A 12645-nucleotide genomic window follows, 5' to 3' on the forward strand; every position below is an offset into this window, starting at 1 on the left:
CCGCCTCTGGTTCCTGCGCGCTCTTTCTCTACACTGCGAGCACCATGACCGAGACCCGCCGCGACAGCACAACACGGGGATTTGCACGGGCCTCCGGCCTGATGCAATCGCGCATTCGGGCCGCCTCGCAGTCTCGCGGCTTCGCGGTTTCGCGGTTGCTGACCCATTGGGAAGAGGTCGCAGGGGCCGAGATCGCCGGGCAGTGCCGTCCGGTTCAGATCACCTACGGCCGGCAGGGTCTCGGGGCGACTCTGGTGCTGCTGACGACCGGGGCGCAGGCGCCGATGCTCGAGATGCAGAAGGAGCGGATAGCGGAACGGGTGAACGCCTGCTACGGCTACCGCGCCATCACCAAGATCCGCTTCACCCAGACCGCGCCCACCGGTTTTTCCGAAGGGCAGGCCCGCTTCGCCTCCGCTCCGAAGCCCGCGCCCGCGCCGCCGCCCCCCGAGGTCCGGCACGAAGCCGCCCGCGCCGCGGACGGGGTCTCCAGCGAGTCCCTTCGGCTTGCTCTGGAGACGCTCGGCACCAATGTGCTGGGCAAGCGGCGGAGCTAGAAACACATTCACCACAGTCACCTAACCGAAAGACGAGACATGAAACGCACACTTGCCATCGCAGCCCTCGCGCTCGCCTTCATCGCGGGCGGGACCTGGCTCCTGAACACGCGCACCATGCCCGACGGCACGACCCAGATCGTCGGCGGGGCGGCTCTCGCTCAGTCCGAAGAAAGCAGCGAGGCGGAGGCCGAGAACACGACCGAAGTGCCGGAGAATGAGGGCGGAGACGAAAGCGCCGAAAACGCGGAGATGGATACCTCGTCCATCGCTGAGATGACGCTCGGCGAAGAGGACGCGCCGGTGACGGTGATCGAATACGCCTCGTTCACCTGCCCCCACTGCCGCGACTTCCATCAGAACCTCTATCCCGAGCTGAAGTCCGACTACATCGACGAGGGCCAGGTGCAGCTGATCTACCGCGAGGTCTACTTCGATCTGCCGGGTCTCTGGGCCTCGATGGTCGCGCGTTGCGGTGGCGAGATGCGCTTCTTCGGCCTGGTCAACATGATCTACGACCAGCAGTCCGAATGGGTGCAGGGCGAGGGTGCCGACATCGCCGAGAACCTGCGGCAGATGGGTCTGTCCGCCGGCCTGACGCAGGAGCAGGTCGATGCCTGCTTCAGCGACGGCGAGAAGGCCCAGACGCTTCTGGCGTGGTTCGAGGAGAACCGCGAGGAGGACGACGTGAACTCCACGCCGACCTTCATCATCAACGGCGAGAAGTTCGAGGGCAACTGGTCCAGCGAGCTGATGCCGGCGATCGACGCCGCGCTCGAGGACTGATCCTCGTCCATACCTCACGGTGAGGGGCGGGCCTTCGGGACCGCCCCTTTTTCGTGTCTCAGAGCCGGGCGAGGATGGCGTCGATCCGCTCGGGCTCGTCGAACTCGAGACGGACGGGCAGGGTCAGGACCTTCGCCCGGAAGCTCGGAGGCAGGCGGACTGCGTCCTTTTCAGTGGTGACGAGCTGCGCTCCCGCCGCGAGGGCGTCGCGTTCCAGCCGCGCCATGAGGGCGGGCGTCAGCGGTTGGTGATCCGACAGAGGCACTGCCCGCAGGATCTCCGCCCCAAGCCTGCGGAGCGTCGCGAAAACCTTGTCAGGCTGCCCGATCCCCGCGAAGGCCATGACGCGCATTCCGGCCCAGGGCATCCCGGTCTGGAGGGGTTCGAGCCGGGCGGTGAGGTGCGGCAGTCGGTTCGGCAGCTCTCGGCCCCACTGCGCTCGGAACCGCTGCTGCGCCGTGGCCTCCCCGATGGAGAGGAGAAGATCGGCGCGCGCCAGCCCGGCCTCGACCGGCTCGCGCAGGGGGCCGGCCGGCAGGCAGAGGCCGTTGCCGAAGCCCGTCGCCGCATCCACCACGACGATCGACAGGTCTTTCTCGACGGCGGGGTTCTGGAAACCGTCATCGAGCAGAACGGCCTCCGCGCCCCCCTCGACAGCGGCGCGCGCGCCCGCCGCCCGGTCGCGGGAGACCCAGACGGGGGCGAAGGCGGAAAGCAGAAGCGGCTCGTCTCCGACATCGGCGGCGTCGTGGTGCCGGGGATCGACCCGGACGGGTCCTTCCAGCGTGCCGCCGTAGCCGCGCGACACGACGTGGACGCTGCGGCTACTCCACCGCTGCAGAAGGGCGATGACCGTGGGCGTCTTGCCGGTACCACCGGCGTTCAGGTTCCCGACGCAGACGACCGGGACCGTCAACTTCGTGCCTTGTCCCCGGGCAAGCCGTCGAGCCGTGGCAGTCGCATAGAGACGTCCGAGGGGCGACAGGAGCCGCGCCCTCAGTCCCGGACGGGAGGGGTCACGGCGCCAGAAGGAGGGATCGGGCATCAGTAGGCTCCGGCGGCATCGAGGGCGTCGATGAGAAGCTCCATCAGCCGGTTGGTCACGTCCGCGCCCGAGGACAGCGACGACCATGCGGCATGCGCCAGCAGCGCCGCGCGGTCCGGTGCGAGAAGCTCGGTCACGGCGACACCGAGCGTGGCGCTGTCGCTCACGCGCTCCGCCGCCCGGGCCTCTGCCAGCCTCCGGTAGGCCAGCCCCCATGGCATGGTCCCGGGCCCGTGAAGGACGGCGGAGCCGAGGGCCGCGGCCTCGTAGGGGGACCGGCCCCCGCCTTCGGTTAGGGTGCCGCCCATGAAGGTCATCGGCGCGAGGCGGTACCAGGCGCCGAGCTCGGACTCGCGGTCGGCGACCACGACCTCCGTACCCTCCGGCACCTCCTCCTCCACCGACCGGCGGACCGTGCGCAGACCGAGGTCGTGCAGTGTCTCTGCCATCTCCTCTCCCTCCGCGGGATCGCGCGGCATGATTGCGAGCAGCAGCCGGTGGGAGCGGCGGCTCGCCGCCTGGTGGGCCTCGGCCAGCAGGGGGAGTTCGACCATCGGGGTCGCCGGCGCGAACCAGATTGGCCGGGTGCCGACCTCTTGGGCGATGCGGGCGCGCTGGGACTCGCCGCCGGGGAAGGCGACAGCGCCCTCGGTCAGGGGGCCCGTGACCGAGATCCTCCCGTCCTCGAGGCCGAGGCGTCTCAGGCGGGCGGCGGCATCTTCGTCGACCGCAAGGGCCTGGCGGAAATCGCGGACGAGCCCGCCGCGCCGGGCCCGGGCCAGCCATCCGCTCCGGTTAAGGGCGAGGTCCCGCGCGTCGGCGTCGGCCAGAAGCCTCGCGATACCGCGCGAGTCGACCTCGGCCAGAAGCTGGCCCAGCAGGCCGCCCTGCATCCAGAGTACGACGTCGGGCCGGACGTGGTCGAGGAAGGCCCGGGCCGCCGAGGTGGAGTCATGCGGCGTATTCACCTCGATCAGGGGCTCCGGCACGCGGATCGGATCGCCGGTCACCATGAAGCTGGCGCCCACGTCCTCCTGCGCCATCCTCTGGGCGAGGGCGGCGACCGCGTCCATATCCGTCTGCGGTGCGGCGTGAAGCCAGACGACCGGCCCCGGCGGGCGGGGCGGCAAGGCGAGGGTGCGCTCCCCCCGGCGCGCCATCGCCATGACGGTCAGGGATCGAGTTCTTCGGTCGGCGAGGCGGCGGTCTTCTCGTCGCGCAGGCGATGGAGATGGGCGATGAAGTAGCGCGTGTGGGCGTTGTCCACGGTGCGCTGGGCCTCGGCCTTCCAGGCGTTGTAGGCGCTCTGGTAGTCGGGAAACATCCCGACGATGTGGATTTCATCGACGTTCTTGAACTGGTTCTTCGAGGGGTCGACGAGCTCTCCGCCGAAGACGAGGTGTAGGCGCTGCGACATGGGACTCTCCTTCGGTTTATGCGGCGCGGACCTTAGACCCGGCACTCTTGCGGTCAAGCTAACGGTCGCGGGCCAGACGGTCCATGAGGGCCCGGTGCATCGCGCCCCCGGCCGCGACGACGCCGTCGTGCTGCGGGATCGGGTTGTTGAAGCGGAGCGGATGCCCCGCCTGGTCGGTCACCGTGCCCCCGGCCTCGGTGACGATCAGGCTGCCCGCGGCCACGTCCCACTCCCAGGTCGGGCGCAGGGTCAGCATCGCGTCGAACCGCCCGAGGGCGACGAGGCACATGCGGTAGGCTAGCGACGAGCGGAAATGACGCTCGAACCCCGGTGCGCCGCGATGCCAGTGGCGCTGGTCCATGGTCGGGGCATTGGCCAGGACCTGCGCCCTCTCGATCTCGGTCTGATCGGAAGTGCCCAGCCGCGCGTCGTTGAGCCAGGCACCCTCGCCGAGAACGGCGGTGTAGGTCGCGCTCCTGAGCGGCAGGTAGACGACGGCGGCGGTGATCTGGCCGCCCCGGGCCACGGCGATCGAATGGGACCAGTCGCGTCCGCCTTCGAGGAAGGCGCGCGTCCCGTCTATCGGATCGACGATGAACTGCGCGCTGGTGGCCGTGCGGTCGGTTCGTGCGACGCTCTCCTCCGACAGCCAGCCGTAGTCAGGCCGGGCCGTCAGGAGCCGGTCCTTCAGGTGGGCGTCGACCGCGAGGTCGGCCTCAGTCACCGGGCCCTGCGCATCCTCCTTTTCCCAGACTGCTGGCGCTCCCTGGTGGAACCGGCGGGCGATCTCGCCGGCTTCCTGCGCCGCTTCGACCAGGAGGGGGAGATCACTCCCCGGCAAGCGTGAGCCCCTCGACCAGAAGCGAGGGCACGACGCGGCCGAGGTGGGTGCGCGCATCGTTCGCCGGACGGATGCGGCGCAGCATGTCACGGAGGTTGCCAGCAATCGTGACCTCGTTCACCGGGTAGGCAATCTCGCCGTTCTCGACCCAGAAGCCCGAGGCGCCGCGTGAGTAGTCGCCGGTGTTCGGATTGATCGTCGAGCCGATCATCGAGGTGACCAGAAGGCCCGTGCCCATCTCGCGGATCAGGTCCTCCCGCGTCCGGTCGCCCTGGGTCAGCGCCAGGTTCGAGACACTGGGCGACGGCGGGGAGGAAGGACCGCGGACGGCGTTGCCAGTGCTTTCCATCCCCAGCTTGCGGGCGGTTGCGAGATCGAGCGTCCAGGTCGTGAGCACGCCGCTGTCGACGATTGCGCGCCGGGTGGTGGCGAGACCCTCGGCGTCGAAGGGCCGCGAGCCGGGCGTGCGCAGGCGGTGCGGGTCCTCGATCAGGCTCAGGTCGGCCGGCAGGACCTCCTCGCCCATCGCGTCGCGGAGCCAGCTGGAGCCCCGGGCGATCATGCTTCCGTTGATGGCCGAGACGAGGTGGCCGATCAGTGAGGAGGAGATGCGCTCGTCGAAAAGGACGGGATAGGCACCGGTCTTCGGACGGCGGGCGCCGGCGCGGGCCGCGGCGCGCTCGCCGGCGGTGCGGCCGATCTCCTCCGGGTCGCGGAGGTCGGACTGGAAGATGCGGCTGTCGAAATCGTAGTCGCGCTCCATCCCGGTGCCTTCACCGCTGATCGCGACGCAGGACGTGCCGCGGTCGGAGCGCTCGTAGCCGCCGGAAAAGCCGTTCGTCGCGGCGAGATGCAGGCGACGCCGTCCGTAGCTGGCCGAGGCCCCCTGGACCTGGCTCACGCCCTGAACCGCGAGTGCGGCGGCCTCGGCGCGCCGCGCGTCTTCCTCGAGCGCCTCGGGATCGGGCTCAGCCGCGGGGTCGAAGAGCTCCAGCCCGTCGGCGTTCCGGCGGTCCGACAGGAGGCTTGCTTCGGCCAGGCCGATATTCGGGTCCTCCGGCGCTTCACGTGCCATGGCGACGGCCCGCTCCGCCATTTCCTGCAGCACCGCCTCTCGGGTGTCGGAGGCGGAGACGCAGGCCTGCCGCTTTCCGATCAGGACACGAAGCCCGATCTCCACGCCTTCGGAGCGCTGCGCCTCTTCCAGAACCCCACCCCGCACGTCGATCGAGACCGAGGTGCCCTCCACCGCGAGAGTGTCGGCGTCATCCGCGCCGGCCGCCTTGGCCGCGGCAAGGAGCTGGTCGGTCAGGACGGCGAGATCATGGGCCATGGAGTTCCTTTCGGCGGCGGTCGGGAGCACCCGGGAGGTAGTCCCTGCCGCCGCCGGTCGCAAGGATCAGCGGACCCGCATACCGTTGACGAGGACGTTGCCCTCCGGCGTCACCTCGACCCGGCTCTCGAGCACATCCTCCCCGGTGACCTCTGTCACCATGCCCAGACCGAGGCGGAGGCCGGTCAGCTGCTCCTGCGGGACGAGTCCCATCTCGGACAGCGTGTCGATCAGCCCGTTGAGGCCGGTCACCTCCATCCGGGCGCTGCCCTCGGGACGCGGGCCCGGCGCGAAGGTCTCGCGGTCGCTGAAGTCGAGCGTGAAGGCTCCGGACCCCGCGAGGCTGACGCCCAGCGCCGAGAACGCCAGTTCTGGCAGCGCGATGGACCCGAGTTCGACCGGCATCTCCTCGGCTTCCGCGGCTGCCATCATGGCCTCGATGTCGAGCAGGTCTTCGGTGATCGTCAGCTCGGCGAGCAGCTCAAGCTTCAGGGAGGCCGGATCGCGGGGCAGGCGGCTTTCGGGGTCGAAGAGGCGCCAGATCTGGTCGCCGATCGTGACCTCCTCGAGGGTGATCGAATACCCCGCCTGCTGTGCCTCCTCCGAGGCAAGGAGCGGGATCACGGCCGATCCCCGGCCGCTGGCGATCTGCGCCGAGATATCGAGCGGCAGGCCCGGGATGCCGCCGTAAAAGACCGAAACGTCTTCGACCGAGCCTTCGACGTCCAGGCCCGTCTCGTCGAACACCACCCGGGCCGCGTTGCGGCCGAACTCGGTGGTCTGGACCGTTGCAGGCATGTCGGAGGTCAGCGTTTCGCTCGATTGCTCCGAGCCGATCGTCTCGGTCTCCATCCGCAGGGACAGACCGGAGCGAAGGCCCTCCGCGAGGTTCATGTAGTCGACGCCGCTTTCCGGGATCGAGATAGTGATCTCGGCCCGGGTGGACTCGCTGCCGCCGGTCGTCGTGCTGCGGCCCTCTTCGGGCAGGACGATCGCCGTGGAGTAATCGGAGCGTCCCGTTTCCGAGACGGCCTCCAGACTCATCGTCCCGTCCCGGCGGACGAGGCTTTGGGTCCCCTGGGCATCCTCGATCGTGACCTCCAGCGAGAAGTCCTCGACCGCCTCCGCAGCGTCTTCATCGCCCTCGATGGTCATGTCGGCGACCGAGACCGTGACCCTGTCAGTGGAACTCTCGATCCGGAGGTCGTTCGCCGTGCCCGAGGCGACGGCTGTGGAGCCGGTCATCCCGACCTCGAGCGTCATGTCGAAGTCCGCGGGTTCGGGCTCCTCGACCGTAGCGGAGACGCCGACTTCCATGGTTTCGGGATAGAGGATGGAGACGCTCCCGTCCTCCTGCTCCACGAGATCGAAGCCGTCGACCGTCATGCGGAAGGAGCCGTACTCGGCAGGGATCGGCGCGGTCATCACGATGTCGCCCACGGTGAGTGTCTGACCGGAGCGGTCGAGCGTCGCCTCGACATCGAGACCGAGGGCCTCGGTATAGGCCTCGTAGGCGGACCAGACCTCTTCGGCGGTGACATCGGCGAGACCGGCGCCCGGAACGGCGGCGGCGAAGGGAATGACTGTTGAGAGGAGCGTGCGGCGGATCATCTCTGGACCTCGTGTTGCAAAGAAAAGAGCCGCGCCGGTCCGGCGCGGCTCCCTTGTGCCAGCGTCTGGCGAGATCCTGTTACTGGATCCGCTGACCGTTGACGATGATGTGGCCCTCTTCGTTGATCTCGATGTTCGACTCGAGCTGGTCCTCGCCGACCTGCCGGGCGAACATGCCCATCATCATCCGGGCCCCCATGACCTGCTGTTCCGGCACCAGGCCCATCTCGACCAGGGTGTCGATCAGCTGGTTGGCCCCGGTGAGGCTGAAGGTGGCCGAGCCCTCGGGCGCGGGCATGCCCCCGAAGGTCTCAAGGTCGCTGTTGTCGAAGGTGAAGGCCCCTTCGCCCGTCAGCTGGGCGCCCGCCACGCTGACGTTGAGGTCGTTCAGGGTCACTTCCTCAAGCTCGCCCGGCACGTCGGCCATCATCATTTGCGGCATCTGGGCGGGGTCGAGCACGTCGAAATCGAGCGCCACCGCGCCGCTCAGGTCGAGGCTGACGGTCGCCGGCTGGTGGTCGAGCATGCCTTGCGGGTCGATCATGCTCCAGATCTCGTCGTTGATCGTGAGCTCGGACAGGAGCAGTTGCAGGCTGAAGGGCTCGGGCTCTTCGCTCGCGGCCAGGGGAAGGTCGATACCGTAGCTGTATTCCGCCATCGAAATCTCGACGGGGAACGGCACGCCGCCGCCCTGGAAGGACACCGAGGGAGCCGTCGCGCCCCCGGAGTAGGCGAAACCGCTCTGCGAGGCCATGATCGACATCTCGCCGCTTTCGGCGGAGGCCTCGCCCTGCATGGTCTCCGACTCTTCGGTGAAGCTGAAGGAGTAGCTCGACTCGCCGAACTCGTAGCCCGCGTCGATCGAGAGGCCGTCCACGAAGACGGTTTCGGGCGATTCCATGTCGACGTCCGTAGGCGCGTCGACGACGGCCTGCATCTGCAGTCCGTCGATTGTGCCGAGAAGCTGCATGGTCCCGGGACCGTCCGGCTCGGTGATGTCGACAACCGCGTTCAGAACGCCGGCAGACAGCGCGTAGTCGACGTGCCGGAGACCCTCGTCCTCGCTCACCGTGTAGGTGCCCTCGATGTCGGAGAGGGAGAACTCGACGGTGTTGACCTCGACGTCGGCCTCCGCGCCCTCGACGCTCTCGACGGCGATCGTGTAGCGGGCCGCGGAGATGTCGTAGACCATCTCCTCGGGGGTGCCGCTCACGATCAACTCAGACCCTTCCGACCGCGCAACCATCTCGACGGTCGCGGGGTCGCCGTAGGTCGGCGTCATCTCGAGCGTCATGGGTGTCTCTTCAGGCAGTCCGACCTGAACCGTGCCGTCGCCTGTCTCGGTGAAGGTCAGTTCCCCGATATCGACGGTGACGGTACTTTCCTCGTCGGTGAGGGTCATGACGATGTCGCTGACGGTCAGAGTGTCTCCGGACATCTCCTCGCTGCCGACCTCGAGAGAGGCCTCCCCGTAGATCGAGAGGTTATCCTGCCAGTCCTGCCAGACCTGTTCGGCGGTGACGTCGGCGATTGCGGGCGCAGCAGCGAAGAGCGCGCTCACGGCAACGGCACAGCCCGTCCTTTTGTAAACAGTCATCTCGAACCTTCCCTGTTTAAATCGGTTTAGAGGTTTCACGCACAGACTCGCTGGGTCAAGGTGAGGAAAACTCGACGTGACCCTAGTCGGTTACGAGATTCGAGCAAAGCAAGCATTGGGTGACAAGATGGAGATGTCGGACAAGGTCGTGCTCATCACCGGCGCCAGCCGGGGGATCGGCGCGGCGGCGGCGCACCGCTTCGCGAAAGCCGGCGCCAAGGTCGTTCTGCTCGCGCGGAACGGTGAAAGGGTCGCCGACGTCGCCGGCGAGATCGGTCAGAGCGCCCTGGCCGTCCCCTGCGACGTTTCCCGCTACTGGGAGGTCGAGGCCGCCGTCTCCGCGGCGGTGGACACCTTCGGCCGGCTCGACGTCCTGATCGGCAACGCCGGCCTGATCGAGCCCATCTCGCACATGCACGAGGCCGACCCCGAGGCCTGGTCCCAGGTCATCGACGTGAACCTCAAGGGCGTCTTCCACGGGATGCGCGCGGCCCTGCCGCACATGCTGGAGCAGGGAGAGGGTACGATCATCACCATCTCCTCCGGCGCCGCGCATGGTCCGGTCGAAGGCTGGTCGCACTACTGCGCGTCGAAGTCGGGCGCCTACATGCTCACGCGGATGTGCCACAAGGAATACGGCGAGCGGGGCATCAGGTCCCTCGGGCTGTCGCCGGGCACGGTCCAGACCGAGATGCAGCGCGAGATCAAGGCGTCGGGCATCAATCCCGTGAGTCAGCTCGACTGGTCGGATCACATCCCGCCGGAATGGCCGGCGGAGGCGCTGGTCTGGATGTGCGGACCGGAGTCCGGCGCCTGGCTCGGCGACGATGTGTCGCTGCGCGACGAAGAGATCCGGGCGAAGCTGAACCTATCCTAGCGCCTTCCGCGGCGCTTGCCCGGCACCTTCGACCGGAAGCCTGGCGGGCGCTTGCGGATCCAGCCGACGAACTTCGCCAGGCGGGGATGCTCGCGCAGCTTTTCCGGCGTGTCGTAGGACCGGGCCAGTTCCGCCTCCGTAAGCGTCGCGTGGATTTCGCTGTGGCAAATCTGGTGGAGCAGGACGGTCGGTCCGCCCTTCCCGCCCTTGAGCTTCGGAACAAGGTGATGGAGCGATTGCGGCACGTCGGGCGGGATCGGTCGCCCGCAGAGCGCACAGATCGGATCGGTGTCGGCTGGTCTGTCCAGAGCGCTTGCCCTTCGTTTCGCTGCGGGTCAGGAAAGTGGGATGTCAGAGCCTCAGGACAACCCCGACGCGCTGGTCGTCGGTGCTGGCCCGGCGGGCCTGATGGCCGCCGAGGTGATGGCGGAGGCGGGGCTCCGCGTCCTCGTGGCTGAAGGCATGCCGTCGCCGGCGCGCAAGCTCCTCATGGCGGGGAAGAGCGGGCTCAATCTTACGAAAGCCGAACCGATGGCGCGCTTTCTGGAGGCCTACGGCCCGCTGCCCGAGTGGTTTCGCGAGATCCTCGCCGCCTTCGGGCCGGACGAGGTCATGGACTGGGCGCGGGGATTGGGCCAACCGCTCTTCACCGGATCGACCGGACGGGTCTTTCCGAAAGCGATGAAAGCCTCGCCGCTCCTGCGCGTCTGGCTCGCACGGCTCGACGCGCACGGCGTCGTGCTCCGCAGGCGCTGGCGTTGGAGCGGCTGGGAGGGGAACGCCAGCCGGTTCGACACACCCGAGGGACCGAGGCTCGTCGAGCCCAAGGTCACCGTCCTCGCCATGGGCGGCGCCAGCTGGCGCCGTCTCGGGTCGGACGGCGCCTGGGCCGGGGCCATGCCGGAAGGCACGGTCGCGCCCTTCGCCCCGGCCAACGCGGGGCTGCGCGTGACGTGGTCTCGTCACATGACCTCTCACATCGGACGACCCGTGAAGGGCTGCGCCCTGACCGCCGGGCACGTCGTGAGCCGTGGCGAGTTCGTGATCTCCGAGCGCGGACTGGAAGGGGGCGGCATCTACGCCGTGAGCCGCTCGGTGCGGGAGGGCACGCCGCTGTTTCTCGACCTCGCGCCCGACCGCGATGTCGCCGAGCTACGCAAGGCCCTCTCCCGTCCGAGAGGCAAGGCAAGCCTCGCCAACCATCTCCGCCGGAGTGCCGGGCTCGATCCGGCGCGCCAGGCCATGCTCAACGCGTTCGGGCGTCCCTTTCCGGACGATCTCGCACCGCTCATCAAGGCTCTGCCGGTCAGGCACGAGGGCCTCCGTCCACTGGACGAGGCGATCTCCACCGCCGGCGGAGTCCGTCTTGAGGCTTTAGATGCGAATTTGATGATGCGGGGCCGTGAGGACGTCTACACTGTGGGGGAAATGCTCGATTGGGAGGCGCCGACGGGTGGGTATCTGCTCTCCGCCTGCCTCGCGACGGGCCGGCACGCGGGCCGGGCGGCGGCGCTCAGAGCGACCAGTCGACCTTCGGACCAGCGGGGATGATCCCGAGGGGGTTCCGAAGTTCGGACTTCGAGAAGTAGCCGCGCTTGTAGATGTCGAAATCGACGGTTCTGGCGACACCGGGCAGGTGGTAGATGTGCCGCGCGTAGCGCCAGAGCGCGGGATATTCGCTGAGCTTCCGGATGTTGCACTTGAAGGCGTAGTGGTAGGCGACGTCGAACCGCGCCAGCGTCGGGAACAGTCTCAAATCGGCCTCGGTGAACCGCTCGCCGCAGAGCCAGTCGTGGTGGGTGAGGCTCGCCTCGATGCGGTCGAGGGTCTCGAAGAGAACTTTCACCGCGGCATCGTAGGCGTCCTGGGTTTTCGCGAAACCGGCCCGGTAGACGCCGTTGTTGATCCGCTCGTAAATGAGCGAATTCCATGTATCGATCTCGCGCTCGAGACCCTTGGGGCGCAGGACGGGTGTGCCTTCGAAGCGGCCCAGCATCTGAACGATGTCCGCCGACTCGTTCGAGACGATCCGCTGCCTCTCCCGGTCCCAGAGGACAGGCACCGTGACGCGGCCCGTGTAGGGCTCGGGATGACGGGCATAGACCTCGTGCAGCGCCTCCACGCCGATTTCGGGGTCGGAATAGGGGCCGTCCGGATCGAAGACCCAGCCCTGGTCGGTCCTGTTCGGGCGGGCGTAGGAGACCGAAATTGCCTTATCGAGGCCCAGAAGGGCGCGGGTCAGCAGCGCCCTGTGCGCCCAGGGGCAATTCCAGGCGACGAAGAGGTGGTATCGGCCGGCTTCGGCAGGGTGGCCGGGTGTCCCGATCCATTCGCGGAGATTGGAAGGCTCACGCCTGAAGCTCCCGTCGGAGGCGGTCCGGGGACCTTCGTCCTCGACGTGGTAAACGCCCTCGACCATCACGCCCATGCTGTCACTCCTCGCCCTGTGCGGCATCGAAAGTCGCCGACGCGGGACGGTGCGGCGGCATCCGAAGGCCTCCCGCTTGGGGCACATGGACCGACGGCCCGCCACGGCAACCCGCCACATGCCGAGCGGCCCGTTCCGGCGGTCCGCCGCAAA

At 68.3% G+C, this 12645-nt stretch carries 13 protein-coding genes; 4 read left to right on the forward strand and 9 right to left on the reverse strand.

The features are described 5' to 3' along the window. Positions 1 to 44: 44 nt before the first annotated feature. Both F3S47_RS15555 and F3S47_RS15560 read left to right on the forward strand, forming a co-directional pair. A complete protein-coding gene (locus tag F3S47_RS15555) occupies positions 45 to 557 on the forward strand; it encodes a DUF721 domain-containing protein (protein ID WP_223877850.1) in 513 nt (170 codons plus the stop codon). Between the two features lie 39 nt (positions 558 to 596). Continuing rightward, on the forward strand, positions 597 to 1343 hold the full coding sequence (locus tag F3S47_RS15560) for a DsbA family protein (protein ID WP_150446225.1): 747 nt from the start codon (positions 597 to 599) through the stop codon (positions 1341 to 1343). A 58-nt stretch (positions 1344 to 1401) separates the two neighbouring features. Here the strand turns inward: F3S47_RS15560 and lpxK are convergent, their stop codons facing one another. From lpxK to F3S47_RS19465, 7 genes are all read right to left on the reverse strand, one after another. Beyond that, on the reverse strand, positions 1402 to 2388 hold the full coding sequence (lpxK, locus tag F3S47_RS15565; protein WP_150446226.1) for a tetraacyldisaccharide 4'-kinase: 987 nt from the start codon (positions 2386 to 2388) through the stop codon (positions 1402 to 1404). Then, the gene (locus tag F3S47_RS15570) at positions 2388 to 3554 is read right to left on the reverse strand and encodes a 3-deoxy-D-manno-octulosonic acid transferase (protein WP_150446227.1); all 1167 of its coding nucleotides are present in this window, start codon (positions 3552 to 3554) and stop codon (positions 2388 to 2390) included. The genes lpxK and F3S47_RS15570 overlap by 1 nt, the downstream gene beginning before the upstream one ends. Before the next feature lie 5 nt (positions 3555 to 3559). After that, positions 3560 to 3805, reverse strand: a complete 246-nt coding sequence (locus tag F3S47_RS15575; protein WP_150446228.1) for a DUF4170 domain-containing protein — start codon at positions 3803 to 3805, stop codon at positions 3560 to 3562. Positions 3806 to 3863: 58 nt separating this feature from the next. Next, a complete protein-coding gene (locus F3S47_RS15580; protein ID WP_223877851.1) occupies positions 3864 to 4646 on the reverse strand; it encodes an inositol monophosphatase family protein in 783 nt (260 codons plus the stop codon). Then, positions 4633 to 5979 carry a TldD/PmbA family protein gene (locus tag F3S47_RS15585; protein WP_150446230.1) on the reverse strand — a complete coding sequence of 449 codons (1347 nt, stop codon included), beginning with the start codon at positions 5977 to 5979 and terminating at the stop codon, positions 4633 to 4635. Before F3S47_RS15585 ends, F3S47_RS15580 begins: the two co-directional genes overlap by 14 nt. Positions 5980 to 6045: 66 nt before the next feature. Continuing rightward, complete coding sequence (locus tag F3S47_RS15590; protein WP_150446231.1) at positions 6046 to 7590, reverse strand: DUF2125 domain-containing protein; 1545 nt, start codon at positions 7588 to 7590, stop codon at positions 6046 to 6048. Positions 7591 to 7669: 79 nt separating this feature from the next. Beyond that, positions 7670 to 9187: a DUF2125 domain-containing protein gene (locus F3S47_RS19465; protein WP_191090214.1), complete on the reverse strand. Its 1518-nt coding sequence runs from the start codon at positions 9185 to 9187 to the stop codon at positions 7670 to 7672. A 127-nt stretch (positions 9188 to 9314) separates the two neighbouring features. Between F3S47_RS19465 and F3S47_RS15600 the strand changes: the two genes are divergently transcribed. Next, the gene (locus F3S47_RS15600) at positions 9315 to 10064 is read left to right on the forward strand and encodes an SDR family oxidoreductase (protein ID WP_150446422.1); all 750 of its coding nucleotides are present in this window, start codon (positions 9315 to 9317) and stop codon (positions 10062 to 10064) included. Here the strand turns inward: F3S47_RS15600 and F3S47_RS15605 are convergent. Continuing rightward, positions 10061 to 10372 (reverse strand): HNH endonuclease family protein, encoded by a 312-nt coding sequence (locus F3S47_RS15605; RefSeq protein ID WP_150446232.1) that lies wholly within the window; start codon positions 10370 to 10372, stop codon positions 10061 to 10063. The two genes, F3S47_RS15600 and F3S47_RS15605, sit on opposite strands and share 4 nt — an antisense overlap. A gap of 40 nt (positions 10373 to 10412) precedes the next feature. Here F3S47_RS15605 and F3S47_RS15610 point away from each other — a divergent pair, with 40 nt between their 5' ends. After that, positions 10413 to 11615 carry a TIGR03862 family flavoprotein gene (locus F3S47_RS15610; RefSeq protein WP_150446233.1) on the forward strand — a complete coding sequence of 401 codons (1203 nt, stop codon included), beginning with the start codon at positions 10413 to 10415 and terminating at the stop codon, positions 11613 to 11615. Here the strand turns inward: F3S47_RS15610 and F3S47_RS15615 are convergent. Next, complete coding sequence (locus F3S47_RS15615) at positions 11578 to 12492, reverse strand: glutathione S-transferase family protein (protein WP_150446234.1); 915 nt, start codon at positions 12490 to 12492, stop codon at positions 11578 to 11580. The genes F3S47_RS15610 and F3S47_RS15615 overlap by 38 nt on opposite strands. Between the last annotated feature and the right edge of the window lie 153 nt (positions 12493 to 12645).

It is taken from the genome of Histidinibacterium aquaticum (assembly GCF_008710275.1).
Classification (GTDB): Bacteria; Pseudomonadota; Alphaproteobacteria; order Rhodobacterales; family Rhodobacteraceae; genus Oceanicola; species Oceanicola aquaticus.